The organism is Kribbella sp. CWNU-51 (assembly GCF_054073265.1).
This window is the reverse complement of the sequence record NZ_JBSXMZ010000039.1, coordinates 130,653-156,590: the sequence shown is the minus strand read 5'-3', so window position 1 is coordinate 156,590 and position 25,938 is coordinate 130,653. Positions and strand designations below refer to the sequence as shown.

25 protein-coding genes and 2 tRNA genes are annotated in these 25,938 nt (G+C 67.7%); 21 read left to right on the top strand and 6 right to left on the bottom strand.

The features are described 5' to 3' along the window. The first annotated feature begins 22 nt into the window (after nt 1–22). From ACXC9Q_RS32110 to ACXC9Q_RS32085, 6 genes are all read left to right on the top strand, one after another. The gene (locus ACXC9Q_RS32110; RefSeq protein WP_457060413.1) at nt 23–502 is read left to right on the top strand and encodes a hypothetical protein; all 480 of its coding nucleotides are present in this window, start codon (nt 23–25) and stop codon (nt 500–502) included. Nucleotides 503–553: 51 nt separating this feature from the next. Next, nucleotides 554–988: an SRPBCC domain-containing protein gene (locus ACXC9Q_RS32105; RefSeq protein WP_457060412.1), complete on the top strand. Its 435-nt coding sequence runs from the start codon at nt 554–556 to the stop codon at nt 986–988. Then, nucleotides 985–1,353 carry an ArsR/SmtB family transcription factor gene (locus ACXC9Q_RS32100; protein ID WP_457060411.1) on the top strand — a complete coding sequence of 123 codons (369 nt, stop codon included), beginning with the start codon at nt 985–987 and terminating at the stop codon, nt 1,351–1,353. The genes ACXC9Q_RS32105 and ACXC9Q_RS32100 overlap by 4 nt, the downstream gene beginning before the upstream one ends. Before the next feature lie 38 nt (nt 1,354–1,391). Continuing rightward, nucleotides 1,392–1,832 carry a nitroreductase family deazaflavin-dependent oxidoreductase gene (locus tag ACXC9Q_RS32095; protein WP_457060410.1) on the top strand — a complete coding sequence of 147 codons (441 nt, stop codon included), beginning with the start codon at nt 1,392–1,394 and terminating at the stop codon, nt 1,830–1,832. Between the two features lie 181 nt (nt 1,833–2,013). After that, the gene (locus ACXC9Q_RS32090; RefSeq protein WP_457060409.1) at nt 2,014–2,742 is read left to right on the top strand and encodes a CDP-alcohol phosphatidyltransferase family protein; all 729 of its coding nucleotides are present in this window, start codon (nt 2,014–2,016) and stop codon (nt 2,740–2,742) included. Beyond that, the gene (locus ACXC9Q_RS32085) at nt 2,743–3,591 is read left to right on the top strand and encodes a hypothetical protein (RefSeq protein WP_457060408.1); all 849 of its coding nucleotides are present in this window, start codon (nt 2,743–2,745) and stop codon (nt 3,589–3,591) included. A 10-nt stretch (nt 3,592–3,601) separates the two neighbouring features. Here ACXC9Q_RS32085 and ACXC9Q_RS32080 read toward each other — a convergent pair whose 3' ends face one another. The 4 genes from ACXC9Q_RS32080 to ACXC9Q_RS32065 form a co-directional block, all read right to left on the bottom strand. After that, nucleotides 3,602–4,771, bottom strand: coding sequence for an AAA family ATPase (locus ACXC9Q_RS32080; protein WP_457060407.1), 1,170 nt, complete (start codon nt 4,769–4,771; stop codon nt 3,602–3,604). Between the two features lie 120 nt (nt 4,772–4,891). Further along, nucleotides 4,892–6,769 (bottom strand): ABC transporter ATP-binding protein, encoded by a 1,878-nt coding sequence (locus ACXC9Q_RS32075; RefSeq protein ID WP_457060406.1) that lies wholly within the window; start codon nt 6,767–6,769, stop codon nt 4,892–4,894. A gap of 115 nt (nt 6,770–6,884) precedes the next feature. Then, nucleotides 6,885–8,549, bottom strand: a complete 1,665-nt coding sequence (locus tag ACXC9Q_RS32070; protein ID WP_457060405.1) for an ABC transporter ATP-binding protein — start codon at nt 8,547–8,549, stop codon at nt 6,885–6,887. Nucleotides 8,550–8,706: 157 nt separating this feature from the next. Beyond that, nucleotides 8,707–9,789, bottom strand: a complete 1,083-nt coding sequence (locus ACXC9Q_RS32065; protein ID WP_457060404.1) for an MFS transporter — start codon at nt 9,787–9,789, stop codon at nt 8,707–8,709. A gap of 325 nt (nt 9,790–10,114) precedes the next feature. On the opposite strand from ACXC9Q_RS32065, the gene ACXC9Q_RS32060 reads away from it, so the two are divergent. From ACXC9Q_RS32060 to ACXC9Q_RS32040, 5 genes are all read left to right on the top strand, one after another. After that, on the top strand, nt 10,115–11,992 hold the full coding sequence (locus ACXC9Q_RS32060; RefSeq protein ID WP_457060403.1) for a hypothetical protein: 1,878 nt from the start codon (nt 10,115–10,117) through the stop codon (nt 11,990–11,992). A 12-nt stretch (nt 11,993–12,004) separates the two neighbouring features. Continuing rightward, entirely contained in the window at nt 12,005–12,286 is a 282-nt protein-coding gene (locus ACXC9Q_RS32055; protein ID WP_457060402.1) for a hypothetical protein, read from the top strand. Between the two features lie 187 nt (nt 12,287–12,473). Beyond that, nucleotides 12,474–13,073 (top strand): nucleotidyltransferase domain-containing protein, encoded by a 600-nt coding sequence (locus ACXC9Q_RS32050; protein ID WP_457060401.1) that lies wholly within the window; start codon nt 12,474–12,476, stop codon nt 13,071–13,073. A 471-nt stretch (nt 13,074–13,544) separates the two neighbouring features. Next, nucleotides 13,545–13,919: a YciI family protein gene (locus ACXC9Q_RS32045; protein WP_457060400.1), complete on the top strand. Its 375-nt coding sequence runs from the start codon at nt 13,545–13,547 to the stop codon at nt 13,917–13,919. A gap of 142 nt (nt 13,920–14,061) precedes the next feature. Next, nucleotides 14,062–14,436: a YciI family protein gene (locus tag ACXC9Q_RS32040; RefSeq protein ID WP_457060399.1), complete on the top strand. Its 375-nt coding sequence runs from the start codon at nt 14,062–14,064 to the stop codon at nt 14,434–14,436. 192 nt (nt 14,437–14,628) lie between these two features. Here the strand turns inward: ACXC9Q_RS32040 and ACXC9Q_RS32035 are convergent. Beyond that, nucleotides 14,629–14,699 (bottom strand) — tRNA-Gly (locus tag ACXC9Q_RS32035). A 107-nt stretch (nt 14,700–14,806) separates the two neighbouring features. Between ACXC9Q_RS32035 and ACXC9Q_RS32030 the strand changes: the two genes are divergently transcribed. From ACXC9Q_RS32030 to ACXC9Q_RS31995, 8 genes are all read left to right on the top strand, one after another. Then, nucleotides 14,807–14,879, top strand: a tRNA-Pro gene (locus ACXC9Q_RS32030). Nucleotides 14,880–14,956: 77 nt separating this feature from the next. Then, nucleotides 14,957–16,345 (top strand): trigger factor, encoded by a 1,389-nt coding sequence (gene tig, locus ACXC9Q_RS32025; protein ID WP_457060398.1) that lies wholly within the window; start codon nt 14,957–14,959, stop codon nt 16,343–16,345. A 235-nt stretch (nt 16,346–16,580) separates the two neighbouring features. Next, nucleotides 16,581–17,204 carry a ClpP family protease gene (locus ACXC9Q_RS32020; RefSeq protein WP_131349683.1) on the top strand — a complete coding sequence of 208 codons (624 nt, stop codon included), beginning with the start codon at nt 16,581–16,583 and terminating at the stop codon, nt 17,202–17,204. 31 nt (nt 17,205–17,235) lie between these two features. After that, nucleotides 17,236–17,847 (top strand): ATP-dependent Clp protease proteolytic subunit, encoded by a 612-nt coding sequence (locus ACXC9Q_RS32015; protein ID WP_457060397.1) that lies wholly within the window; start codon nt 17,236–17,238, stop codon nt 17,845–17,847. Nucleotides 17,848–18,072: 225 nt separating this feature from the next. Then, the gene (gene clpX / locus ACXC9Q_RS32010; RefSeq protein ID WP_329475127.1) at nt 18,073–19,368 is read left to right on the top strand and encodes an ATP-dependent Clp protease ATP-binding subunit ClpX; all 1,296 of its coding nucleotides are present in this window, start codon (nt 18,073–18,075) and stop codon (nt 19,366–19,368) included. 125 nt (nt 19,369–19,493) lie between these two features. Next, nucleotides 19,494–20,315, top strand: a complete 822-nt coding sequence (locus ACXC9Q_RS32005) for a fumarylacetoacetate hydrolase family protein (protein ID WP_457060396.1) — start codon at nt 19,494–19,496, stop codon at nt 20,313–20,315. Next, on the top strand, nt 20,315–21,055 hold the full coding sequence (locus ACXC9Q_RS32000; RefSeq protein ID WP_457060395.1) for a 6-phosphogluconolactonase: 741 nt from the start codon (nt 20,315–20,317) through the stop codon (nt 21,053–21,055). The genes ACXC9Q_RS32005 and ACXC9Q_RS32000 overlap by 1 nt, the downstream gene beginning before the upstream one ends. Further along, nucleotides 21,056–22,255 carry an N-acetylglucosamine-6-phosphate deacetylase gene (locus ACXC9Q_RS31995; RefSeq protein WP_457060394.1) on the top strand — a complete coding sequence of 400 codons (1,200 nt, stop codon included), beginning with the start codon at nt 21,056–21,058 and terminating at the stop codon, nt 22,253–22,255. It begins immediately after the preceding gene. A gap of 51 nt (nt 22,256–22,306) precedes the next feature. Here the strand turns inward: ACXC9Q_RS31995 and ACXC9Q_RS31990 are convergent, their stop codons facing one another. Next, nucleotides 22,307–23,158: an SDR family oxidoreductase gene (locus ACXC9Q_RS31990; protein WP_457060393.1), complete on the bottom strand. Its 852-nt coding sequence runs from the start codon at nt 23,156–23,158 to the stop codon at nt 22,307–22,309. Between the two features lie 120 nt (nt 23,159–23,278). Between ACXC9Q_RS31990 and ACXC9Q_RS31985 the strand changes: the two genes are divergently transcribed. Together ACXC9Q_RS31985 and ACXC9Q_RS31980 are read left to right on the top strand one after the other, a co-directional pair. Continuing rightward, complete coding sequence (locus tag ACXC9Q_RS31985) at nt 23,279–24,178, top strand: AraC family transcriptional regulator (RefSeq protein WP_457060392.1); 900 nt, start codon at nt 23,279–23,281, stop codon at nt 24,176–24,178. A gap of 220 nt (nt 24,179–24,398) precedes the next feature. Then, a complete protein-coding gene (locus tag ACXC9Q_RS31980; RefSeq protein ID WP_457060391.1) occupies nt 24,399–25,934 on the top strand; it encodes an alkaline phosphatase D family protein in 1,536 nt (511 codons plus the stop codon). Nucleotides 25,935–25,938 lie beyond the last annotated feature (4 nt).

Below are 25,938 nucleotides of genomic sequence, written 5' to 3'. Positions count from 1 at the left end.
CGATGGCGTAGCCTGCTCGGTCGTGACGATCGATCGGTTGGGCGACTCCCTCGACCAGGCGGTGTCTGCGGCCGCGGAGGGGGATCGAGCGGCGCCGGAGGTGTCGTTCGAGGAACTGGTCGCGCTGATGCCGGACGCGATCCGCGAAGTGTTCCCGCCGGCCCGGTGGCAACTGCAGAAGCTGTGGGCGCTCGACCTGAAGGTCGAACCGGTCGAGATCGCGGATCTGGTCTGGATGTTCGACCTGCCGCTGTGGCAGCTGGACGGCGAACGCTTCAAGGTCACCCCGAACCAGGTCGCCGAGACCCCGATGAACTTCCGCGCCCACTACCAGCGGGTGATGGATGCCGATCTCGATCATCCGATCAACCTGGTCGCCTACCGCGGCCGCCTGGTCGTCCTCGACGGCGTCCATCGGCTCCTCAAGGCCCATTTCCTCCGCCGCCGCTGGATCGAGGCCACCATCGCCACTGCCACCCAGCTCCAGTCCTGCGCTCCTTGAGGTGCAAGCAGCGACTTGCGCATCAATCCCGGAGTTGACAGGGTGGTGGGCATGGAGAGCGTGGAGCGTGAGGTGTACGTCGAGGCGCGGCCGGAGGTCGTGTGGGCGGCGGTGGCTCAGCCAGAGGGCCTCGCCCGGTGGTACGCGTTCGGTGGGGCGGAGATCGAGCTGCGGCCGGGTGGGCGGCTGGTGATGCGGTGGGACGAGCACGGGGAGTATCTCGGCTTCGTCGAGAAGGTCGAGCCGGGGCGGCGGTTCGCCTATCGGTACGCCGTCGAGCCGGGCGTGGAGCCCGCGCCGGGGAACTCGAACCTCGTGGAGTTCACACTGACGCCCGAGGGCGAGGGGACTCGGTTGCGGGTGGTGGAGTCCGGGTTCGAGCGGCTGGAGGTGTCGCCGGAGGAGCAGGTCAGGCGGGCCGAGGAGTCCGTGCAGGGGTGGGACGGTGCGCTCGCGGCGCTGACGGAGTTGGCGCCGACGCTGTGACAACCGGCGGGGAGCCTTCATCTGCCGATGCCGGGAGCGCCGTCGTCCGTGTCGACGGGGTGCTCGAGGCGCTGGGCGATCCCACCCGCCGGATCGTGGTCGAGTTGCTGGCCGCCGGCGGTGGGCGGACCGCGACGTCGCTCGCGGGCGAGCTCCCGGTCACCAGACAGGCCGTCGTGCAGCATCTCGCCGTACTGCGCGAAGCCGGCCTGGTCGACAGCCGCCGCGAGGGCCGCGAAGTCCGCTTCGAGCTGCGGCCGACAGCACTGACGGCGACCGCGGCCTGGATGGCGGACGTCGCCGCCGCCTGGGACCACCGCCTCAAGATCATCCAGGAGATCGCGACGACTCCCGACACGCCATGAATTGTTGATGTTGACGCGTCACCATTACACTTGGTGATATGACCTCGAACGCTGACGAGTACGCCCCGAGCCCGACCGACTGGGTTCGCACCATGGTCGACAAGATCGAGGACGCCGGGACCACCGACGTCGCCGACATCATCGGACTCCCTGTGGTGCTGCTGACCATGCGTGGTGCCAGGTCCGGCAAGATCCGGAAGGTCCCGCTGATGCGGGTCGAGCACCACGGTGTGTACGCCGCGGTCGCGTCGCTCGGCGGTGCGCCGAAGCGCCCGGTCTGGTACTACAACCTGAAGGCCGACCCGAAGCTCACCCTTCAGGACGGTGACGTGACCAAGGAGTACGTCGCCCGGGAGATCGAGGGCGCGGAGTACGACGAGTGGTGGCAGCGGTCCGTGGCCGCCTACCCGCCGTACGCGGACTACCAGACCAAGACCAGCCGGAAGATCCCGCAGTTCCTGCTGGACCCGGTCAAGTAAACGATCGACCCATGGGTGCGCGGCCGAGTTAAGACCGCGCACAGATCCGGCGTGGGACGACGACCGGTCGCGGGGTCGGGCCCAGGCCTGTGAGACGCTGGCGACGGCGGGGTCGAATGGATCCGGCCCGGCGCGCTGCGTCGACGGAGTTCTGGGAGTCGTCCTGACCACACACGACGCGGTGCAGGAACCGTTCGTCGGGTCGACGCGGTTGCGTCTGGCCGGACTGGCACTGCATGCCTATACCGCGAGCGGAACGGTGCTCGCGCTGCTGATCGTCATCGCCGCCATCGACGGGGACGCCGTCCGCGCACTCTGGCTCGGCCTGGCGGCGCTGGTGATCGACGGGACGGACGGGATGCTCGCCCGCCGGCTGCGGGTGAAGGAGACCATCCCGTGGTTCGACGGCGCGATGCTGGACAACATCGTCGACTACCTGACCTACGCGTTCGCCCCGATCGTGCTGCTCTGGACCGGGGACTACCTACCCAACGGCGGCTGGGGCGCGGTGCTGGCGGCGTTGCCGTTGCTTGCCTCCAGCTACCAGTTCTGCCGGGTCGACGCGAAGACCGACGACCACTTCTTCCTGGGCTTCCCCAGCTACTGGAACGTGGTCGCCTTCTACGTCGTGGTCCTCGGCCTCAGCCCGTTCACCACCGGCGTGATCCTGGTCGTCTGCTCGGTGCTGGTCTTCATCCCGGTGAAGTACGTCTACCCCTCGCGGACCAAGGCGTTCCGGACGATGAACCTGATCACGACCGCGATCTGGCTCGCGTCGTACGCCGTACTGCTCGCGCAGATGCCCGACCCGAACGCGATCGTGGTCGCGGTCTCGCTGGCCTACCTCCTGTACTACGGAGTCCTCAGCTTGTACCTGACGTTCTGGGTGCCTCGGCGCAAGGTCGCCTGAGTGGTCCTAGGTCTCGGCGCGGCGCTCGGTGCCGCGGTGCTGTTCGGCGTCGCCTCGATTCTGCAGGCGGTCGGCTCGCGCAAGGTCCCGACCGAGTCCGAACTGGATCCGCGGCGACTCGGTGGGTTCGTGGCGGCGCTGCTCAGACAGCCCGCGTTCGTCGGCGCCCTGGTGCTGAACCTGGCCGGTTTCGGACTGCACTTCGTTGCCCTGCGCCTCCTTCCGCTCTACCTCGCCCAAGCCGGCATCGCGGCCAGCCTGGTCGTGACCGCGCTGCTCGCCACCCGCTTGATGTCGGATCAGCTCAGTGCGCTCGAATGGTCTGCCGTGATCGCAGTCTGCGTCGGCCTCGGGCTGCTGGCGGTATCTGCGGGATCGGCGGGGGACAGCGCCCAACATCACGGGCTGACTGTCGGCCTCATCATCGGCCTCATCACCATCGCCACCCTCGGCGCCCTCGCGAGCCGCTCCCAGCACGGCGTCTCTACAGCTCTGCTGGGGATGCTCGCCGGACTCGGGTACGCCGGCGTCGCGATCTCGGCGCGGCTCCTGCAGGACGGCTCGATCGGCGAATTGCTCAGCAGCCCCACGACGTACACCCTGCCGATCAGTGGCGCGCTGGCCTTCCTCTTGTACTCGCTGGCGCTGCAACGCGGCTCGGTGACACTGGCAACCACGCCGATGATCGCCCTCCAAACCATCACCCCCGCCGTCGTTGGCGTCTTCGTCCTCGACGACGCCGTCCGCGCCGGCTGGTGGCCCGGCGCAATGGCCGGCTTCGCCCTCTCAGCCGTCGGCTCCCTGATCCTGGTCCGCTTCGAATCAGTCAAAGACCCCCAACCCAGCTAGCCCCCGCGGTCTAACGCGAAGCCCACTTCCAGGGTGGTTCGTCGAGGGGCCGCTGGTCGGCGATCGTCGTGGCGCCGTGGTCTTTGATCAGCTCGATGGTGTGCAGGTCATCGGCGAATGCTTCGAGGGAGGCGACGAACGGGCGGGAGTGGGTCACGACTATGACTTGAGCCTCCTTGGCGGCGGTGATGACGAGGTTGGCCAACGCGGGCAGGAGATCCGGGTGCAGGCTCGTCTCGGGCTCGTTGAGCACCAGAAGCTCCGGCGGTCGTGGGGTCAGCAGCGCCGCCACCCAGAGCAGGTATCGCAGCGTCCCGTCCGACAACTCGGCGCCCGACAACGGCCGGAGCAAACCGTGCTGCCGGAACGCGAGCTCGAATCGGCCGCCGGCGTTGACGATCTCCACCCTGCTGCCCGGGAACGCGAGCTCGATCGCGTCGTCGAGGGCGCCCTTCGAGCCGATCTCCCAGATCGTCTGGAGTGCGGCGGCGAGATCGCCACCCTCCGGGCCGAGGATGGGCGTCCGGGTGCCGATCTGTGCTCGGCGAGCCGGAGCGTCCGCGTCGGTGCGTAGGTGGTCGTAGAACCGCCACGCCCGCATCCGCTCGCGCAAAGCGAGCAACTCGGGCGCGCGCTGCGGATCGGCGAACTCGCTGAGCATGCTGTCGAACGGCTGCAGCACATGCCCGCCGTCCTGCCACCGGCCGCCGTCGTCACGGATGCGCGCCCCACCGCCTCCTCGCTCCATCAACAGAGCGGCAGGTCGCAGGAACGGTCCGGCCCAGAGCGACTCCCGTTTGATCTCGGGGTCGAGGTTGAACGCCGAGGGCTCACCACGCACGCCGAGCGTCGGCACCGGCATCCCGAAGTCCACCGCGTAGCCGTAGTCGTCGGACGCGAACCCCATCCGCAGGGTCACCGGACCAGTCCGCACGGTGCCTTGGATCGGGCGGTTTTTGCGGACATGTTCCGGGCCGGCCCACAGCGTCGACTGCAGGCCGCCTTCGCGAGCCAGGGCGGCGACCGCGCCGTTCCGCGAGGCATCCGCGAGCAGCCGGAGCGCCCGATACAGGCTGGATTTGCCGGTCCCGTTCGCTCCGGTCACCACGTTCAGCCCGCGCAGCGGCATCACGACCCGTCGCAACGACCGGTAGTTCTCCACCGCCAGCGTGGTCAGCATGACGGCCACGCTACCGACCTGGTCGGACACAACCGACCAGATCAGACTGGCACGCGACGGGGACGCAGAGCGGGCGCGTGGGGAAGAACAAACCCCACGCGCCCGCAAACCACGTCGAGGTCAGGCCAGGGAGTCTTCCCAGGCTTGGTGCAGGCCGGCGTAGTGGCCGTTGGTGGTGACGAGGCTGTCGGGGGCACCGTCCTCGATGATGCGGCCGTATTCGAGGACGATGACCCGGTCGGCCGTCTCGACCGTGGACAACCGGTGGGCGATGACGATCGCCGTACGGTCGGCCAGGATGGTCCGCAGCGCGCGCTGGATCAGCCGCTCGCTGGGGATGTCCAGGCTCGACGTCGCCTCGTCCAGGATCAGTACGGCGGGATCCGCGAGGAACGCCCGGGCGAACGCGACCAGTTGCCGCTGTCCCGCGGACAACCGGCTGCCGCGCTTCTCCACCGCGGTCTCGTACCCGTTCGGCAGCGCCATGATGAAGTCGTGCGCGCCGATCACCTTGGCCGCCTCGACCACCTCGTCCAGCGTCGCGTCCGGCTTGCCGAACCGGATGTTGTCGGCGACCGACCCGGTGAACAGGAAGTTCTCCTGCGTCACCATCACGACCCGCTCGCGCAGGTCGTCCTCGGTGAGGTCCCGCAGGTCCACGCCGTCGAGCAGCACGTGGCCGCCGGTCGGGTCGTAGAACCGCGCCACCAGCTTGGCGATCGTGGTCTTGCCGGCTCCCGTCGTACCGACGAGGGCGAGGGTCTGACCGGCCGGGACGTCGAGTTGGAGACCGGGCAGTACCTTGACGCCGTCGACGTACTGGAACTCGACGTTCCGCAGTTCCAGGTGACCCCGGGCGCGGCCCGGCTTGGCCGGCTCGAGCGGCTCCGGTACGTCGGGCGTCTCGTTGAGGACGCCGGACAGCTTCTCCAGCGCCGCACTCGCGGACAGGAAGGTGTTGTAGAACTGCGTGATGTCCTGCAGCGGCTCGAAGAACTGCCGCAGGTAGAGCAGGAACGCGGTCAGTACGCCGACCGTGACGTGACCGTGGTAGGCCTGGTAACCGCCGTACGCCAGGATCGCGACGATGGTGATGTTGCCGACGCCCTTGATCGACGGCATGAAGATCGCGTTCAGCTGGAACGACTCCAGGTTCGCCTTCCGGTACTTGTCGTTGACGCCGTGGAAGATCTCCTCGTTGCGCGGCTCGCGGCGGAACGCCTGCACCGCGCGGATCCCGGTCATCGACTCGACGAAGTGCACGATCACGAGTACGACGGCCTCGCGGGTCTGCCGGTACACGACGGCCGACCGCTTCCGGAACCATGCGGTCAGCACGAGTAGCACGGGGAAGGACAGCAGCGCGAGCAGACCGAGCTTGACGTCCAGCGTGAGCAGCAGGATCGACGTACCGATCAGGGTCAGCAGAGCCGTGACCAGACCGTCGAAGCCGGTCGCCAGCATCTCGTCGATCACACCGACGTCGGACGTCAGCCGCGAGATCACCCGGCCGGACGTGAACTTGTCGTGGAACGACGGGCTGAGCCGCTGGAAGTGGTCGAACACCCGGCGGCGCAGACCGAGCAGGATGGTCTGGCCCAGCTTGCCGGACCGCATCAGGAACAGCTGCCGTGCCCACGCCTGCAGCAGGGCCATCGCCAGAACGACAGCCACGACCGTGATCAGTTGCCGCGACCCCTCGCCGGCCAGGATCGGCGGAATGCCGTTGTCGATGCCGAGGTGGACCAGGTAGGGGATCGCGAGGCGGGCGCCGTTCTCGACCACGACGATCACCACCAGCAGCCAGATCATCTTCTGGTGCGGGCGGAGCAGCTCACCGAGCAGCTTGCGGGAGTCCTCCTTGAGCCGAACGGTCGTTGCCCTCGACAACTCCCGGTCGGGGTCGTCCTCGAAGACTCCCCGCCACGACTGCTCCGGGGTCTCCTGCTCGTTCTCCCGCGTCTCCTCTTCAGGAGGTGTTTGCTGGGTCGTGGTCATGGGGCCTCCCGGTCTGGACTGAGGAGCGGAGGGAGCGAAGCGACTGGAGCGACGAGGGAAGACCGGGAGTCAAGGCCCCATGACCCGCCGCGTCGGAGGCGTGGCCGTGACACAGTCATGCGTGCACCTCCTCTTCCTCGGCTGCGAGCAGTTGCCGGTACGCCGGAACTTTCGCGAGCAACTCCTGATGGGTACCGACGTGGGTGACCGTGCCGTTCTGCAGCAGGGCCACCTGGTCGGCCAGCATCACGGTCGACGCGCGGTGCGCGACGACGATGCCGGTGGTGTCGGCGAGCACATTGCGCAGCGCCTCCTCGACCAGTGCCTCGGTGTGCACGTCGAGCGCGGAGAGCGTGTCGTCGAGCACGAGGACGGCCGGCTTGGCGAGTACTGCCCGGGCGAGTGCGAGCCGCTGCCGTTGACCACCGGACAGTGACATGCCCTGCTCACCGACCCGGGTCTCCAGGCCCCAGGGCAGGTCGTTGGCGAACTCGGCCTGGGCCACCTGAAGGGCCTGCTGGACGTCGGCCTCGCTGGCGTCCGGCCGACCGAGGGTCAGGTTCTCCCGGACACTCATCGAGAACAGTGTCGGGTCGTCGAACGCGGACGCGACCGCGGTCCGCAACGAGGTCAGGCTCAGGTCCCGGAGGTCGTGCCCGTCGATGGTGATCCGCCCGGCGGTCACGTCGTACAGGCGGGGGACCAGAGCGGTGAGGGTGGTCTTGCCGGACCCGGTCGCGCCGACCAGGGCGAGCGTCGTACCCGGGGTGAGGTCGAGGTTGATGTCGTGCAGGATCTCCGGGGAGTCGGGTGAGAACCGGAAGCCGACGTGCTCGAAGCGCAGGTGGCCGCGGGAGTTCACCAGTTCCTCGGAGCCGGACTGGATGACCGAGTGGGTGTCGAGGATCTCGCTGATCCGGTCGGCCGCCGTCATCGCCTCCTGGGCCATCGCGAGGATCCCGCCGAGTGACGTGACCGGCCAGATCAGCGACAGCATCAGGGTGATGAACGCGACCAGTGTGCCGAGCGTGATCGCCTCCCGGCCGACTGCGAGCGCACCGAGCAGCAGCACGATCACCAGCGTCAGGTTCGGGATCACGCCGAGGAAGCTCCAGAACCGGGATGACAGCCGGACCTTGTCCACCGAGGTGTCGTAGAGATTGATCGCCTCGTCGTCGAACTGACCCTGGACGTGCGCCCGCCGGCCGAAGGCCTTGATCACCCGGAAGCCGAGCGCCGACTCCTCGATCCGGGTGGCCAGGTCGCCTTGCTGATCTTGGACCTTGCGGGAGATCAGCAGGTACTTCCGCTCGAACTTCAACGAGACCAGGATGATCGGCGCGGCGGCCAGCAGGACGATCACACCGAGCGGCCAGTACAACTGCAGCAGCAGGATCGTCACCACCACCAGTTGGAGGATGTTCATCACCAGGAACAGCAGGCCGAAGCCCATGAAGCGCCGGATGATGGACAGGTCGGTGGTGACCCGGGACAGCAACTGACCGCTCTGCCAGCGGGTGTGGAACTCCATCGGCAGCGACTGCAGCCGGATGTACAGGTCTTGCCGGAGGGCCGCCTCGAGGTCGCTGACGGCACGGGACTGGGCCCACCGGCGAGCCCAGACCAGCAGGACCTCGGCGATGCTCAGCCCGAGGGCCAGCAGGGCGAGCGGGACCAGCAGGCTCAGCTCGTGGCGGGTGACCGGACCGTCGATGATGGCCCGGGTGACAAGGGGAACGGTGAGGCTGACCGCGACGCCCAGCATGGCGGTGGAGAACATCACCGCGAGGCGCCAACGGTGTGGCCGGAGATAGGGACGGAGCCGCCACAGATTGCGGCTGCGTTCGGGGGCTCGGGTGGTAGGGGCAGCGATCGACGGCGCGTGGGCAGGGTGCTCTGAGGGCATCTGGACGGGCGCACTTCCCATCATGCTCGGTTCAAGGGGCTCGCGACCGGAAAACGGCGCACTTTCCAGTATCGCTCACTAGGTAAGCGCTTGTCCCCCGAATTCCATTCCCCGCCGATGAATTACCACTTGTTGCAATGACCAACTCCACGCCCACGCGGCGACCGGCGTCGCAGTCATTGCGTTCCGCAATCAATCCCGCGCCATCGATCGTCGGCTCGATGGACCGGCCGGCAGGGTGTGGAAGCTGCGGAGCGGGGAGAGCAGGGCGATCAGGACGCCGAGGAGCATGCCGGCGGTGGCCACCAGGAGGGTCGGGCGGATGCCGATCGCGGCCGGAGGCGGCGGCGCCGAAGGCCTGGCCGCCGATGACCAGGGTGTGCCAGGTGGCAGTGACGAGCACGATCAGCGGCCCCTGCATCGCCCCGGCCGTGGCCGCGACAGCGGCTGAGATCGCGAGTGGCGTCAGCACCCGATCACCGAAGATCACCCGCAGCCCGGCCGACAGCCGGACCTCGGACCGCTCAGGCACCGGCGCTCGCGCCGGCTCACGGATCAGGGACGACGCCACCGCGGACACCACGTACGACGCCGCGTCGACGATGATCGCGAACGGCGCACTCAGCACCTGCACCAGAAACCCGGCCATGGACGGACCGACCGTGGAGGCGAGGTTGAGGTTCAGCAGGGCCGCGCTGTTCGCCCGCATAAGGTCCTCCCGCGGCACGAGCGACGGGATGAGCGTCTGGGAGGCCGTGTCGGAGAGCAACGTGAGCACTCCGGTCAGTACGGCGACCACGTACAGCTGCTCGATCCGCAAGGAGTCGAGAGCCGCGGCCACCGGGACAGAGCTGAGCAACACCAGCCGTCCGATGTCCGTCCAGATCAGTACGCGACGCAGCGACCACCTGTCCACCCAGACGCCGACCAGCAGTCCGAAGACCAGATGCGGTGCGATGGTCAACGCGGCCAACGCGCCCATCTGCACCGGCGATGCCTGCAAGGTGACGACGGCTACGAGTGGCAGGGCGACCGTAGTGATGGCGCTGCCGGACGCTGACACCAGCTGCCCGAGCCACAGCTTGCGGAACTCACCCCTCACGACCCACGCCATGCCAAGCAACCTGTCACTCACCAGAGTCACTCGACTACGGCTGTTCGCCCGCCGCGGAGCGTGTTCACTGCCCGCGAAACACCGGACGCTTCGCAGTCAAGGGCAGTGACGCACCACTCGGGATCAGCCACGTGCAGCACACTTCGGGCAGCTCTGCCGCCGATGCCGTGATCCCCGCCTGTATCTGTTCCTTCCGGTGTGGCCAGCCCTTCGGGGTCCTCTTCGGGCGCCAGGCGTGTCACGTGGTTTTCGGGGGCGGCTTCCGTTACCAGTGGTTACTGGCTAGGGTGCGGCCGGTGTCGTAAGGGCGTAATGGGGGGTTCTTGTGCTGGGTCTTCGGGTCAAGGTGGCCGCGGTTGCGTGCGCCGTCGTACTGGTGCCGCTCGCGGCGAGTCAAGTGATGGCGGCCGACCCGCCTGTGCACCTGGGGGAGGGCACGCTGGTCCCGGGTCACGCCGCGGCCGACGTGGGGATGTCCGGGGCTCGGGTGGTCGTGTCGGACCCGCAGGATCACACCGTCTACGAGACGAGCAACAACGGCACCACCTGGACCGCGTCCGCTGGGACCAACGACACCAAACCGCTGCAGGTGGAGGGGGCCTCGCTGCTCACCTTCTCGGGTGGTACGGCGAAGGTCGGCGGGCTGACGTTCCCCGCGGCGGATGAGGTTGTGCTGGGCAAGGGCGGCAAGCTGGTATCCCACCGCGCGACTGGCGCGGCCACCGCCGAGGTGTACGACGTCGCGACGAAGACCAAGCTGGCCGACTACGCACCGCCGTTCGCGATGGCCGACAGCACGGTGTGGAAGGTGACCGAGCCCGGCCATCTGGACGGCAAGGATCTGACCACAGGTGTTGTGAAGACAGTCCTGGTCGCCAGCGCGTGCTTGGTCGGTCCGGATCGCGTGAACGGCCGTTGGGCGCTGCTGAGCGGCTGCAACCAGGTGGTCGACGTGAAAGGCCCAGAGGCTCCGCGGAATCTGACGGTGGCCGCGGACGCTCAGCTCGGCAACGGCTTCACCGTTCAGGCGTCCGGCTCCGATCTGCTCGTCACCGACCTCAACTACCAGTCGCTCGGCCAGCGCCGCTACGGCCCGAGCCGCTTGCCTGGCAGCTTCCGTGCGGACGGGTCTGGCGCTACGAAGATCGTGTACGCCGATCCGGACAGCAAGCCGCGAGTGATCAGCCTGAGCTGGCTCACCGCCGATCCGCAGCAGCATCCCGACACCGTGGCTCCGGTGCTGACCAGTGCGTCCGCGGGCGCCCGGATCCGGGACAACACGAGCCTCTCGTTCGAGTGGGCCTTCACCGACCCACAGGACCCGAACTCGCCCGCGACCGGCGTCAACAGCTACGACCTGCGCTATCAGCAGAGGCCCAACCGGACCGCGGCGTACGGCGCGTGGATCCAGCCGGCCGCTTGGCAAGGGCTCAAGACGACCGGTGCGAGTCTGGACGCTCCGATCGGTACGGATACGTGCTGGCAGGTGCGGGCGCGCGACTATGCGGCGAACGTGAGTGCGTGGACCGCGTCGTACTGCAGTGAGGTCGACGGTACGGCGCCGTCGCTCGTGACCTGGCGGATCGGGGACCGGGTACAGCTGGGATCGCCGGCGACCGTGCGGTGGGCGTACAAGGACGACACGGACATCGCGTCGTACGACGTCGTGTACAAGGTCGCCGCACCGGGTGTTGCCCTGGGCAAGTGGATCTATCCGGCCACGTGGCAGAACACCAAGATCACGTCGATCTCCTGGGCTCCACGGCTCGGCTGGGACGAGTGCTTCATGGTCCGGTCCCGCGACTACCTCGGCAACCTGTCCGCGTGGTCGGCACAGCTCTGCTCCGTAGCGCCGCAGGACGACCGGGCCCTCACCTCAGCCGGCACCGTCACCCGCTCGACGAGCACTCTGGCGTTCCAGGGGACCACCACGATCCTTGGCGCGAATGGTGCCTACCTCACCAAGGCCACCGAGGCCGCCGCCCGGATAGCCCTGGTGGCCATCCACGGCCCGGGCCAAGGCCGCGTGGACATCTACCACGCCAACATCAAGATCGGCACGGTCAACCTCGCCGCCACCACCACGTCTCGCGTCGTCACCTACCTCCCCGTCACGCCCCTCCGCACCGGCGCCGTCAAAATCGTCTCCACCAGCACCGCCCCCGCCACCATCGACGGCATAGCCTTCCTCCGCGTGAACTGAGAGGACGAGCGAATGTCTACAGGCTGGGACTGCAAGCACTTCTCGATCGGCCTCCCCACCACCGCCAAAGACCAGTCGCTCACGGCTCTCTTCCAGCACGTCGCCAACACCCTCGCCGAGGACGCTCCCCTCAGCATGGACAAGGTCATAGCGGTCACCTTCGAAAGCGAAGTCGAATCAGACGCCATCCACCGCGGCCACTTCACCATCGTCTTCGCAGATGCGGATGACGATGATGACGTGCCGCCGAGTAGACGATCCACCCTGGCCGTCGTCCCTCCAAGCGACTCCTAATCGCAGTACAACCCAACCAGCGTCTCCACCTCACACGCTCCCCCGTCTTGTTAGGCTGCGGTTTGCGTCAGAGCACAAGGGAGGTGGTCCACATGCGTCGTTTCCGCGTGGTGCCGCCTCGCTGGTTCTTCCAGCCGCTCTGACCCTCCTCGGGGCTCACCGCATCGAACCCTTGCGAGGAGTCCCCTTGAGTCCGATCGATCGATCCCCGGCCCTGACAGCAGTTCGCACTCTGTTCCACGCCTATCCGTGTCCGTACTGGGTGGCCGGCGGCTGGGCGCTCGACCTGTTCGCCGATCGCCTGAGGCGACCTCATGGCGACGTGGATGTCCTGGTGCTCGCCCGTGATCTCGACGAGATCGCCAAGACGTTCACCGGCCCGCGACCCATGGTCGAGCTTCCTGAGACGGGCGTACGCCGTTCCTGGGCGCCCGGCGAGGTACTGACGCCGGGTCCGAATGCTCTGGTCTTTCCCGACGACCCGCGTCCGTCCCCGATCCAGATCCTGTTCGCCGCGTCCGACGCCGACGCCGACGAATGGGTCTATCACCGCGGCCGAGGCACGATCCGGAAGCCACTCGCCGAGATCACGCTCAGGTCGCCCGACGGCATCCCGTACCTCGCACCGGAGGTCGTGCTCCTCTTCAAGTCACGCGGCGGCCGCCCGAAGGACCACGCCGACTTCGACGACGTCGCGGACCTACTCGACCCAGGTCGCCGCCGCTGGCTCCACGACCGCATCGCCCCGCGCTACCCCAACCACCCCTGGCTCCCAAACCTTCGCTGACCAACGGTCTTGAGCTGCGTCGCCTCTGCGAACAGCTGCTCAGCGGCCGGCCCATGCCGTCATTCCCGCCCCTGGACGGAAAGAGCGACGACGAACTACTCGCCGATATGGCGCGGCTCTCCGCGACCCGAGGCCAGGTCGAAACAGCTGTGCAGGATCGCGTTCTCCGTCTCCGCTCCCGCTCCGTCACGTGGGCCAGAATCGGCGAAGCCCTCGGCATCAGCCGCCAATCAGCCTGGGAACGCTTCTCCGGCGAGGAGTAACCCGCCGGCGAACGTCCGCGGAGCGCGGTTGAGGTGGGTGGTCGCCGTACGGATCGGGCGCCACGCTCCCGTTGACATGGATGGCTCGGAGGCACCAGTTGGGCAGTCACCGATGCCGGGAGATCCGGACTCGGTGTCGGATTGGGGTGCTGCTGTTCGTGGAGAAGGTGGAGGGTGGCCGCAGGGGTCACCCCGCAGAGGAGGAGACATGGCCGAGTACCTCATCGCATTCAACGAAGAGTGGTTGCCGGATCTCACGGACGAGGATCTGCGCAATGCCTCCAAGGCTGTCCGCGCGCTGAGGGCAGAGATGACAGCGGCCGGGGTCCTCATCTTCACCGGCGGCCTGGACGACGCTGCCCCTGTGTTCAGTGTCGATGCGTCGAGCGGCCCTCCGGTATTCACAGACGGCCCGTACGTCGAGTCCAAGGAGCATCTCGGCGGATTCGCCGTCGTCGACGTGGCCGACGAGGAGGCTGCGCGGCTGTGGGCGGGAAAGATCGCGGTGGCCTGCGGTTGGCCGCAGGAGGTACGACGTTTCCAGTACGCAACCACCGACGTGCAGACCCCCGAGACCGCCTGAACGGGGCGGTCGGTGTGCTGGTCCAAGCAGTTAGGGCATGTCACCGCAAATTTCTTCTGGCATAGCGTCGGATCCGGGATGGGTCGTTCGTAGAACAGGCAAGAGGCGGTCTGAGAGGCCGCCGGGACAAGGGAGTCATGGGATGCCGGAGTACTTGATCTCGTTCAATGACGGCGCGATGGACCACATCCCCGCCGAGGATTGGCCCGACGTGGGCAAGGCCTCGCACGAGGTGGTCGAGGAGGCCGTGCACGCCGGCGTGTGGGTGTACGGCGGTGGGCTCGAGAGGCAGCGGGCGAGCGTCGTAGCCACGGACGGGGTGGTCACCGACGGGCCTTACCCGGAGACCAAGGAGGTCGTTGGCGGGTTCTCGGTCGTCAACGTGGCCACACGCGAGGAGGCGCTGGCATGGGCTGCCAAGATCGCCGCCGCTTGTCGCTGCGCGCAAGAGGTGCGGGAGCTCATGCCCGACCCCGAAACAGACGCGCTGCTCCGCGAGGTTGCCAGGCGGGGGTGACATCCCAACGACGTCCGATCGAGGGGAGCGGCACGCCACGGACGAGCGCGCGCGGGAGATCGCCGACCGGCTGAACGAGGTAGTTGAACGACAGACCAACGCACGTGGAGGGCACGCCGCCGGAAACCCATCTCGGCATGACGAAGGCCCCCAGCCTCAGAATCTCTGTGGCTGGGGGCCTTTCGGGTGCCGAGCGGGTGACGAGAATCGAACTCGCGTAGCCAGTTTGGAAGACTGGGGCTCTACCATTGAGCTACACCCGCGGTGCTCGGACATGATTCCACATTCCCTGGGCTGGACTCAAAACGGTAGGTGACCGGGGTGGTGGCGCGAGCACTGGTTCCGGTCGACTAGACTCGTCCGGTCACTGCGGGGCGTAGCGTAGTGGCTAGCGCGCCTGCTTTGGGAGCAGGAGACCGCAGGTTCGAGTCCTGTCGCCCCGACAAACCCCCTGCAGCACCGGTGCAGTGCGGGCTGTCACCGTGCTGTGAATGTCATCGATTCAAGGAGAACCGCCACCGTGAAGAGCACCGTCGAGTCCGTGAGCCCGACCAAGGTCAAGCTCATCGTCGAGGTGCCGTTCGAGGAACTCAAGCCCAGCCTCGACGCGGCGTACCAGAGCATCGCCTCGCAGATCACCGTTCCGGGGTTCCGCAAGGGCAAGGTCCCGCCGCAGGTGATCGACCAGCGGGTCGGTCGCGGGCCGGTGCTCGAGGAGGCGATCAACGACGCCCTCCCGAAGCTCTATTCGCAGGCGGTCAGTGACAACCAGGTCAAGGCGATCGGCCGGCCCGAGGTCGACGTGACCGAGTTCAACGACAAGGAGAGCCTGCAGTTCTCCGCCGAGGTCGAGGTGCGCCCGGAGATCACGCTGCCCGATCTGGAGGGCCTGGAGGCCGAGGTCGAGGACATCGCCGTCAGCGACGACGACGTGACCGAGCAGATCGAGGCGCTGCGGCAGCGGTTCGGCTCGCTGAACCCGGTCGAGCGCGCGGTGCAGGACAAGGACTTCATCACCCTCGACCTGTCGGCCAGCAAGGACGGCGAGAAGGTCGAGGAGGGGCAGGCGACCGGCCTGTCCTACCAGGTCGGCAGCGGCCAGCTCCTGGACGGCCTGGACGAGGCCGTCACCGGGCTCAACGCCGGTGAGAGCAAGACCTTCGTCACCCAGCTCGTCGGCGGCGGGCTGAAGGGCGAGGACGTCGACGTCGAGGTGACCGTGACGGCGGTCAAGGAGCAGGAGCTGCCGGAGTTCGACGACGAGTTCGCGCAGACCGCGTCGGAGTTCGACACCGCCGAGGAGCTGAAGGCCGACGTCACCAGCCGGCTGGAGCGCGGCAAGCGGCTCGAGCAGGCCGGCGAGGCGCGGGACGCCGTACTCGAGAAGATCCTGACGCTGGTCGACGTACCGGTGCCGGAGGGTCTGCTGACCGACGAGCTCGCCGCCCGCAAGGAGAACCTGGAGCAGCAGCTCGGGTACTCCGGGATGACGTTCGAGCAGTTCCTGGAGGGCGAGGAGCAGACCCAGGAAGAGTTCGACGAGGACCTGAAGAAGCGCTCCGAGGACGCGATCAAGGCGCAGTTCGTGCTCGACCTCGTGGCCGAGCAGCAGGAGCTGAGCGTCAACGACCAGGAGCTGACCGAGCACATCGTCCGGCACGCGCAGCGCTCCGGCGTCAGCCCGGACCAGTTCGCCCAGCACGCGGTGGAGAACAACCTGGTCCCGAGCCTGGTCTCCGAGGTCGTCCGCGGCAAGGCGCTGGCCCACCTGGTCGAGAACGCCAAGGTCACCGACGCTTCCGGCAACGAGGTCGAGCTGAAGACCCTGCAGCCGGACGGCAGCTACGCCGACGCCGAGGCGGAGACCGCCGCCGAGGAGACGCCGGCCGAGGAGCCCGCCAAAGCTTGAGTGGTACGACGAGCGGCCCGGAACCACTGTGGTTCCGGGCCGCTCGCGCGTTTCCGGCCGGTCGTGATTCGTGGCGGGGATGCGAAGTACCTGACCAGGAAGCGTGTGGCGGGCGGTCCGAATCACAGCCACGGAATTCGCTCAGAGCAGATGAAATGCGCTGTGGGGTGCGCCGTGAGCGAACACCTGTGGCCCAGCCTTAGGTCTGTCGCCGCCGCCCAGTAATGTCGGCTTCGTGAACGAGACATTTGCAGCCAGCCCCACCGCCGCGGGCGGCAACGGATCCGGCGGACTCGACGACCACATCTACCAGCGCCTGCTGCAGAACCGGATCATCTTCCTGGGGTCCGAGGTTCGCGACGACAACGCGAACGCGATCTGCGCGCAGATGCTGCTCCTCAACGCCGAGGACCCCAACAAGGACATCTGGCTGTACATCAACTCGCCGGGTGGCTCGGTGGACTCCGGCATGGCGATCTACGACACGATGCAGTGGATCTCCAACGACGTGGCCACCGTCGGGATGGGCCTGGCCGCCTCGATGGGCCAGTTCCTGCTCTGCGCCGGCGCGAAGGACAAGCGGTTCGCGCTGCCGCACGCGCGGATCATGATGCACCAGCCCTCCGGCGGCATGGGCGGCACGGCGTCGGACATCAAGATCCAGGCCGAGCAGTCGCTGCACATCAAGGCGCAGCTGTTCAAGCTGATCGCCGAGCACACCGGCCAGCCGCTCGAGCAGGTCGAGAACGACGCGGACCGCGACCGCTGGTTCACCGCCGACGCGGCCAAGGACTACGGCTTCATCGACCACGTGGTCGCCAGCGCCGCGCAGCTCACCTCCGGCAGCCCGAACTCCTGATCTCCCACTCCGTCAGTCAAAGGACGCACCTATGAACTACTTCATCCCGCAGTGGGAGGAGCGCACGTCGTACGGCATGCGCCGGATCGACCCCTACACCAAGCTGTTCGAGGACCGGATCATCTTCCTCGGTACGCCGATCACCGACGAGATCGCGAACGCGGTGATGGCCCAGCTGCTGTGCCTGCAGTCGATGGACTCCGACCGCGACATCAGCATCTACATCAACTCCCCGGGCGGCTCGTTCACCGCGCTGACCGCGATCTACGACACGGTTCGCTACATCAAGCCGGACGTCCAGACGGTCTGCCTCGGTCAGGCCGCGTCGGCCGCCGCGGTGCTGCTCGCGGCCGGTACGCCGGGCAAGCGGCTGGCGCTGCCGAACAGCCGGATCATCATTCACCAGCCGGCCACCGAGGGCACCTACGGGCAGTCCAGCGACATCGAGATCCAGGCGAACGAGATCCTCCGCCTGCGCGCTCTGCTGGAGAAGATGATCTCCGAGGCCAGCGGCAAGTCGCTGGAGGAGGTCTCGCGTGACATCGAGCGGGACAAGTTCCTGACTGCCGACCAGGCCATCGAGTACGGCCTGATCGACGACGTCCTGGAGACGCTCAAGACCCCGGTCCCGGCCGGCGTCTGACGTCGCTGCCCCGCTCCGGCGGGGTGACGGTGTGGCTGAGATGGGGCTGTCAAGGGCGAGGCGCGTTCGCCACCGGCGTAGTCACAACCCGGCGGCGGGCGCGGCGTTTCGCCCCCGGACGGGGTACCGTCGAAATCGGGATCGGGGTAGCCTCGGCGCCCCGGCCCGAGCGGCCCACGCCCCCTCGGCCCTTGGTTCGACTTCGCATAGAAGGGATCTGTCCCGGTGGCACGCATAGGTGACGGCGGCGACCTGTTGAAGTGCTCGTTCTGCGGAAAGAGCCAGAAGCAGGTCAAGAAGCTCATCGCCGGTCCCGGCGTCTACATCTGCGACGAATGCATCGATCTCTGCAACGAGATCATCGAGGAGGAGCTGAACGAGGGCTCCGAGGTCGGACTCACCGAGCTGCCGAAGCCGCGGGAGATCTACGACTTCCTCAACGCGTACGTCGTCGGACAGGACGTGGCCAAGAAGGCTCTCGCGGTGGCGGTGTACAACCACTACAAGCGGGTCCGGGACGGTCAGGGCGGGTCGACCGCCGGTCGGCATGCCAAGGACGAGGCCGTCGAGCTGGCCAAGTCGAACATCCTGCTGATCGGCCCGACCGGCTGCGGCAAGACCTACCTCGCCCAGACGCTGGCCCGGATGCTGAACGTCCCGTTCGCCATCGCCGACGCCACCGCGCTGACCGAGGCCGGGTACGTCGGTGAGGACGTCGAGAACATCCTGCTCAAGCTGATCCAGGCGGCCGACTACGACGTCAAGAAGGCCGAGACCGGGATCATCTACATCGACGAGGTCGACAAGATCGCCCGCAAGAGCGAGAACCCGTCGATCACCCGCGATGTCTCCGGCGAGGGTGTGCAGCAGGCTCTGCTGAAGATCCTGGAAGGTACGACGGCTTCGGTGCCGCCGCAGGGTGGCCGGAAGCACCCGCACCAGGAGTTCATCCAGATCGACACGACCAACGTGCTGTTCATCGTCGGCGGCGCGTTCGCCGGCCTGGACCACATGGTCGAGCAGCGGGTCGGCAAGAAGACGCTCGGCTTCAACGCCTCGCGCGAGCCGGAGAAGCCGAAGGAAGCCGGCGGGTACGCGGATGTGATGCCGGAGGATCTGCTGAAGTTCGGCCTGATCCCCGAGTTCATCGGCCGGCTCCCGGTCATCACGACGGTGTCCCCGCTGGACCGTGACGCGCTGATCAAGATCCTGTCCGAGCCGAAGAACGCGCTGGTCAAGCAGTACCGGCGGCTGTTCGAGATCGACAACGTCGAGCTGGAGTTCAGCGACGACGCGGTCGAGGCGATCGCGGACCAGGCGCTGCTGCGCGGCACCGGCGCCCGCGGCCTGCGGGCGATCATGGAAGAGGTCCTCCTCAACGTGATGTACGAGGTGCCGAGCCGTGAGGACGTCGCCAAGGTCGTCGTCACCGGCAAGGTCGTGCTGGAGAACGTGAATCCCACGCTGATCCCGCGCGACCAGATCGACCGCAAGCGCGACCGGCGCGAGAAGACCGCCTGACGCAGTCCACAGAAGGAGGCCGGGATCCGCAGTACGCGGATTCCCGGCCTCCTTCTCGTGGTAGACGCACCGCGAGGTGGGTATCGCGTACTTGAATTGGGCCTACAAGCTCCCTGGAGGAACAAGTGAGATTGCTGCGTGTTCACACCGACGCCGGGCTCCGCGACGCCGTACTGGCCGACGATGGGCGAGTGGTGACGCTGCCGGGGGAGGCCGAGGCATTCGACCCCGTCCGATGGCGCGAGCGTGCCGCCGGCGCGGATGTGGAGACGGCTGCCGCGTTCGAGGACGTGCGACTGGCCGCGCCGCTCAGTCCCGGGAAGATCGTGTGTGTCGGGTTGAACTACGCCGACCACGCGGCCGAGGGTGGTCATGAGGCGCCGACCGAGCCGATTCTGTTCCTGAAGGCGCCGGACACGGTGGTCGGTGCGCGCGACGACATCGTCATTCCGCGGGGCAGCGAGAAGACCGACTGGGAGGTCGAGCTCGGGGTGGTGATCGGGCGTACGGCGGCCTATCTCGAGAGCGAGGCGGTTGCACTGGAGCATGTCGCGGGCTATGTCTTGGTCAACGACGTGTCGGAGCGGCATTTCCAGCTGGAGCGCGGCGGTCAGTGGGACAAGGGGAAGAACTCGGCGACGTTCTGCCCGCTCGGTCCGTGGGTGCTGACCGCCGATGAGGTTCCTGATCCGCAGGCGATCAAGCTCGGGCTCGAGGTGAACGGGGATGCAGTGCAGGAGAGTTCGACCGCGCAGATGATCTTCTCGGTCGCGCATCTGGTGCACTACATCTCCCAGTTCATGACGCTCTATCCGGGCGACGTGATCAGCACCGGCACGCCGGCCGGAGTTGGCTCCGGGCAGACGCCGCCGCGCTTCCTTCGCACGGGCGACGTCCTCCGAGTCTGGGCCGACGGCCTGGGCGAGCAGCACTCGAGGCTGGTCTGATGATCGTCGATCAGCTTGCTGTCGAGGTCTTTCCTGACCCGGTTGCCTTGGGTGCCGCGGCTGCGGCTGCGGCGGCGGACTCCCTGCGCCGGACGATCGAGGAGCGAGGCGCGGCTCGGCTCGTCCTGGCTGCCGCACCGAGCCAGACGCAGACCCTTGCCGCACTGTCCGTTGCTGAGGGCATCGATTGGTCGAAGGTCCAGGCGTTTCACATGGACGAGTACGTCGGCCTGCCGGTTGATGCGGAGCAACGGTTTGGCCTGTGGTTGCGTCGGCACGTCACGACGCCGGCGTCGTTGACGGTGTTCGATCCGGAGGGTGGTGCCGATCCGGAGGCCGAGGCTGCTCGGTATGCGGGTTTGGTCTCGGCCGAGCCGATCGATGTGGTGCTGGCGGGGATCGGAGTGAACGGGCATTTGGCGTTCAACGATCCGCCGGCAGACTTCGGTACGACCGACATTGTGCAGGTCGTCGCGCTGGACCAGATGAGTCGGCGGCAGCAGGTGGACGAAGGGTTGTTCGCGCGACTCGACGACGTACCCACGCATGCCTGGACGTTGACCGTGCCTTGTCTGCTGTCGGCGCGGGAGATCTTCTGCATGGTGTCCGGGGTCGCGAAGCGGGACGCCGTACGGCGAACTCTGCGTGGGCCCGTGGATCCGGACGTACCGGCGAGCGTGCTCCGTACGCATTCGCAGGCTCGGTTGTTCGTCGATCGGGAGGCGTTCGGCGATGAGTGAGTGCCTGGCTGCGATCACCGTGCTGCGCCGATTCCGGGGGCGAGTCCGGTGGCTGTAGGCAGGCTGACGGGACGCGACCCGTGGTCGGGCGACATCCTGCACGTCGAACACGGTGACGGCCGTATCACCACCGTCCACCGCGAGCCCGGCCCCTCTGAGGTGGTCGCCCATCGGGCTGGCGTGCGGTGGATCAGTGCGGGGCTTGTTGATCTGCAGGTCAATGGGTTTGGGGGGTTTGACCTCAATGGGGATGGGGTGTCGGTTGAGACCGTTGTGGGGTTGCGGGAGGCGTTGCGGGGGGTTGGGGTTACGACGTTCGTGCCGACGGTGATTACCGCGAGCGGGGAGCGGATGCGGCGGGCCGTGAGCGTTGTCGCTGAGGCTCGGCGGCGGTCTGCGGAGGTCGCGGCGGCGATTCCGTTTGTGCATCTTGAGGGGCCGCACATCTCGGATCAGGAGGGGCCGCGAGGGTGTCACGATGTGGCTGAGGTTCGGGCGCCTGATCTGGCGGAGTTCGAGCTGTGTCAGCAGGTGTCGGGTGGGCTGGTCGGGTTGATCACGGTGTCGCCGCATTGGGCCGGGAGTGCAGAGTTCATTGCGGCGGTGGTTGCCTCCGGCACCCGGGTGGCGATCGGGCATACGCATGCTGACGCGGCGCAGTTGCGTGCCGCGGTCGATGCGGGTGCGAGCTTGTCTACGCATCTTGGGAACGGTGCGCATGCTCAGTTGCCGCGGCATCCCAACTATCTGTGGGCACAGTTGGCGGAGGATCGGCTGCAGGCCGGGTTCATTGCTGATGGCCACCATCTGCCGGTGGATACATTCGTCGCGATGGTCCGGGCGAAGGGCATCGAGCGGTCGTTCCTGGTGTCCGATTCGGTGGCGGTCGGCGGGCAGGCGCCGGGCAACTATTCGTCGACCATCGGCGGAGATGTGGAGCTCACAGACGACGGACGGCTACTCGTGCGGGGTACGCCGTACCTCGCGGGGGCGGCGGCGCCACTCGCGGACGGGGTCGCCTGGGCGGCCGGAGCGTTCTCGTTGGCCGACGCACTCACGATGGCGACGATCAACCCCGCGCGCATCATCAACTCCACGCGGATGATCCCAGTTGCCGAGCAGATTCAGCCGGGGACTCGGATCTCGGACGTGATCACCTTCGACTGGCAGCCGGGGGATCGGACGCTGTCGTTCCGCTGAGCAGAGGGATGCCGGTACGACGTACGCGCGTACGTCGTACCGGACAAGCCGTTACTTCTGCAGGGCGGTGGCGATGGCCTCGGGTAGGGGTGTGGTCGGGCGGCCGATCAGGCGGGTGAGGTCCGAGCCGCGGCCGGCCAGACGGCCGCGTTCGATCGCGTTGTCGACGTCGACGAAGATGCGGGCCAGCGGCTCGGGAAGCCCGGCGCCGGTCAGGACGCCGACGTGCGTCTCGGCCGGAACGTTGTTGTAGGCAACATCCTTGCCGGACTGCTTCGACAGCTCCGCGGCGTACTCGGTCAGCGTCCACGCCGTGTCGCCGTTCAGCTCGTACGCCGTCTTCTCGTGGCCCGCACCAGTCAGCACGACGGCGGCCGCGGCGGCGTAGTCGCGCCGGCTGGCCGACCCGATCCTGCCGTCACCCGCGCTACCGATCACACCGTGCTCGAGCTGTACGGCGATCTGCTCGGTGTAGACCTCGTGGTACCAGCCGTTGCGGAGGAAGGTGAACGGCAGGCCGGAGTCGAGGATCGCCTGCTCGGTGGTGATGTGGTCGGCGGCCAGGTCGAAGTCGGCCTCCGGACCGCCGAGCACGCTGGTGTAGGCGATCCGCTCGACGCCGGCCGCCTTGGCCGCGTCGATCACTGCCTGGTGCTGGGCGACCCGGCTGGCCTCGAGACCGGAGATCAGCAGAACCGTGTCGCCGGCGCCGAATGCCTTGGCCAGCGCGGCCGGGTCGTTGTAGTCGGCAACCCGGACCTCGACGCCGCGAGCCGCGAGGGGCGCAGCCTTCGCCGCGTTCCGGGCGACCGCGACGACCTGGTCGGCCGGTACGCGTTCCAGCAACTCGTCGATGACGAGCTGGCCCAGATGACCGGTGGCGGCGGTGACGACGATGCTCATCCGTACTCCTTGTCGTTGGTTTGTGTCACCGAGCCTAGGCAGCGGTCGCGAGCGGATCTATGTCAGCGAAGCGCTGATCTATGTCTAATCGTCTCAAGTGCGTAGCGTATGATTCCACCCATGGATGTTCTTGCCGACGTCGTCTCCGCGCTCCGGACCGGGCCGGCCACGTCCGGCCGGACCGATGTCCGCGGGCCGTGGGGCCTGCGCTTCGCGCACTCGTTCGGCGCGACCTTCCATCTGGTCCTGCAGGGCACGGCGTGGCTGCTGCCACCGGGCGGGACGCCGGTTGCCATGGGTCCAGGCGACGTGGTGCTGATGCCCCGCGGCCTCGAGCACGCGCTGGCGGATCATCCCGGGTCTCCGTTGGTCGACTTCGATCCAGCGGTCGAGAAGCCCGTCCAAGGCGACGGCGCGCGCTCGCTGCTGCTGTGCGGCACCTACCGACTCGATCGTGAGCGGCCGCATCCGGTGCTGAGCAGGCTGCCCGATGTCGTCCACGTCCCCGCGGACCCGGGCCGGCATCGCACGCTGCACACCGCGATCGGCATTCTCGGCGAGGAGCTCGACGCCCAGCGCCCCGGCGCCGCGGCCGTCGTACCGCCGCTTGTCGATGCGCTGCTGGTGCTGATCCTGCGAGCCTGGTTCGAGGATCGCAACTGCCCGACCGAGAGCGACTGGTCCCGGGCCTTGACCGATCCCGCCGTGGCGCGGTCCCTCGAGCTGATCCACGCCGAGCCCGGCGCGGCGTGGACCGTCGCTGAGCTCGCGTCGAGAGTCGGTCTGTCGCGGGCTGCCTTCGCCAGGCGATTCACCGAGGCTGTTGGCGAGCCGCCGCTGACCTATCTGTCGCGGTGGCGGATGACGACGGCGGCCCGGCTGCTGCGAGATCACGATCGGCCGCTCGCGACGGTCGCGAAGGAGATCGGGTACACGTCGGAGTTCGCTTTCGCGAAGGCCTTCAAACGAGACTTCGGCATCCCGCCCGGGACCTACCGCCGGCAGCTCACCCTCGCCTGACCATCAGGTCGTCGGGCCGAAGCGTGGCGACCAGCTCGCCGCGGCTGCGTTGCTCATCCTCGCCCTTAACTGAGCAGAACGGCGCCAACCGTAGGAAAGTTACACAGGTTGCGCCACCATGGGCATCGAGCGCCACGCACACTCAAGGTTCCCGGAATGTCACCGACAGTTTCCACGGTCCGGGTGCCTGCCGCCCTGAGTAGCAGTGAAGGTGAGGCCCATGAGCCCAATCAGTCGCAGGACCCTTGTCTTCGGCGGACTTGCCGCGGCCGGCGTCAGCGCCGTCCCGGTCCGCTCGGCCGTGATCGCGGCGACCGCGGCAGTTCCGTACCCGTTCCAGCTCGGGATCGCCTCCGGCGAACCCGACGCGAACAGCGTCGTCCTCTGGACCCGGCTGGCCCCGTCGCCCCTGAACGCCGACGGCCAGGGCGGGATGGCGACCACCGACGTCGTCGTCGACTGGCAGGTGTCGACCACCGACACCTTCAGCACCCTCGTCGCGTTCGGTTCGGTCACCGCGCAGTACGCCGCCGCCCACTCGGTGCACGTCGTCGCGGGCGGCCTCAACCCGGACTCCGACTACTACTACCGCTTCCGCGCGCAGGGCCATCTCTCACCGGTCGGCCGCACCCGCACCACCCCGGCGGTCGGCACGAACGGCCGCGACCTGGTGATGGCCTTCACGTCCTGCTCCCACTACGAGGAGGGCTACTTCACCGTCTACCGGCGGATGGCCGAGGAGAATCCGGGTGTCATCCTGCACCTGGGTGACTACATCTACGAGTACGGACCCACGACCGGGCGCCCGCGGTTGCACCTGGGCAACGAGGTCGTGGCGCTCGCGGACTACCGCCGTCGGTACGCGCAGTACAAGACCGACCCGGATCTTCAGGCCGCGCACGCGGCCGCGCCGTGGATCGTCGTACCGGACGACCATGAGGTGGAGAACAACTACGCCGGCACGATCCGCGAGAACAACACGCCAGCGCTGACCGCCGCGCAATGGACTGCCCGTCGATCAGCGGCGTACCAGGCGTACTACGAGAACATGCCGCTGCGGCCCGCACAGGTGAACAGCGGCAACAGCATCCAGCTCTACCGGCGGCTGCGGTGGGGGAGTCTCGCGACGTTCCACATGCTCGACACCCGGCAGTACCGCAACGATCAGGCCTGTGGTGATGGGTGGAAGATCTGCTCCGACGCGGATCTGGCGTCGCGCAGTCTGCCCGGCAATCCGCAGGAGACCTGGCTGCTGGACGGTCTGGGGCAGCACCTCGGCACGTGGGACATCATCGGCCAGCAGGTGTTCTTCGCGCGGCGGTTCAACTCGACCGGCGCGAGCATGGACTCCTGGGACGGCTACCGCGCGTCCCGGGCCCGGATCCAGCAGGGCTGGGTGGACCGCGCCGTTCGCAACCCCGTCGTACTCACGGGCGACGTACACCGTGCCTGGGGCAACGACCTGAAGGCCGACTACAACAACGCGAACTCGGCAATCATCGGCAGCGAGTTGGTGACGAGCTCGGTGACGTCCAGCGGCGACGGCGACACGACCACCGCGATCCCCGACGTGGGGACGAACCCGTGGCTGAAGTTCTACAGCAACCGGCGTGGCTACATCCGTGCGACGGTCAGCCCGACGCAGCTGAACGCCGACTTCCGTGCGGTGGCGAAGGTATCGGAGCACGGCGCCGCGGCGTCGACGCTGAAGTCGTTCGTCATCCAAGAGGGCCAGCCCGGCCTGCAGGCGGTGTGAGGCG

Bases quoted from the DNA above. Each gene is read 5' to 3' on its own strand.
- ACXC9Q_RS32105 (WP_457060412.1), top strand. From the start codon at position 554: ATGGAGAGCGTGGAGCGTGAGGTGTACGTCGAGGCGCGGCCGGAGGTC.
- ACXC9Q_RS32095 (WP_457060410.1), top strand. From the start codon at position 1,392: ATGACCTCGAACGCTGACGAGTACGCCCCGAGCCCGACCGACTGGGTT.
- ACXC9Q_RS32080 (WP_457060407.1), bottom strand. From the start codon at position 4,771: ATGCTGACCACGCTGGCGGTGGAGAACTACCGGTCGTTGCGACGGGTC.
- ACXC9Q_RS32075 (WP_457060406.1), bottom strand. From the start codon at position 6,769: ATGACCACGACCCAGCAAACACCTCCTGAAGAGGAGACGCGGGAGAAC.
- ACXC9Q_RS32070 (WP_457060405.1), bottom strand. From the start codon at position 8,549: ATGTTCTCCACCGCCATGCTGGGCGTCGCGGTCAGCCTCACCGTTCCC.
- ACXC9Q_RS32065 (WP_457060404.1), bottom strand. From the start codon at position 9,789: ATGGCGTGGGTCGTGAGGGGTGAGTTCCGCAAGCTGTGGCTCGGGCAG.
- ACXC9Q_RS32055 (WP_457060402.1), top strand. From the start codon at position 12,005: ATGTCTACAGGCTGGGACTGCAAGCACTTCTCGATCGGCCTCCCCACC.
- ACXC9Q_RS32045 (WP_457060400.1), top strand. From the start codon at position 13,545: ATGGCCGAGTACCTCATCGCATTCAACGAAGAGTGGTTGCCGGATCTC.
- ACXC9Q_RS32040 (WP_457060399.1), top strand. From the start codon at position 14,062: ATGCCGGAGTACTTGATCTCGTTCAATGACGGCGCGATGGACCACATC.
- ACXC9Q_RS32015 (WP_457060397.1), top strand. From the start codon at position 17,236: ATGAACTACTTCATCCCGCAGTGGGAGGAGCGCACGTCGTACGGCATG.
- ACXC9Q_RS32000 (WP_457060395.1), top strand. From the start codon at position 20,315: ATGATCGTCGATCAGCTTGCTGTCGAGGTCTTTCCTGACCCGGTTGCC.
- ACXC9Q_RS31990 (WP_457060393.1), bottom strand. From the start codon at position 23,158: ATGAGCATCGTCGTCACCGCCGCCACCGGTCATCTGGGCCAGCTCGTC.
- ACXC9Q_RS31985 (WP_457060392.1), top strand. From the start codon at position 23,279: ATGGATGTTCTTGCCGACGTCGTCTCCGCGCTCCGGACCGGGCCGGCC.
- ACXC9Q_RS31980 (WP_457060391.1), top strand. From the start codon at position 24,399: ATGAGCCCAATCAGTCGCAGGACCCTTGTCTTCGGCGGACTTGCCGCG.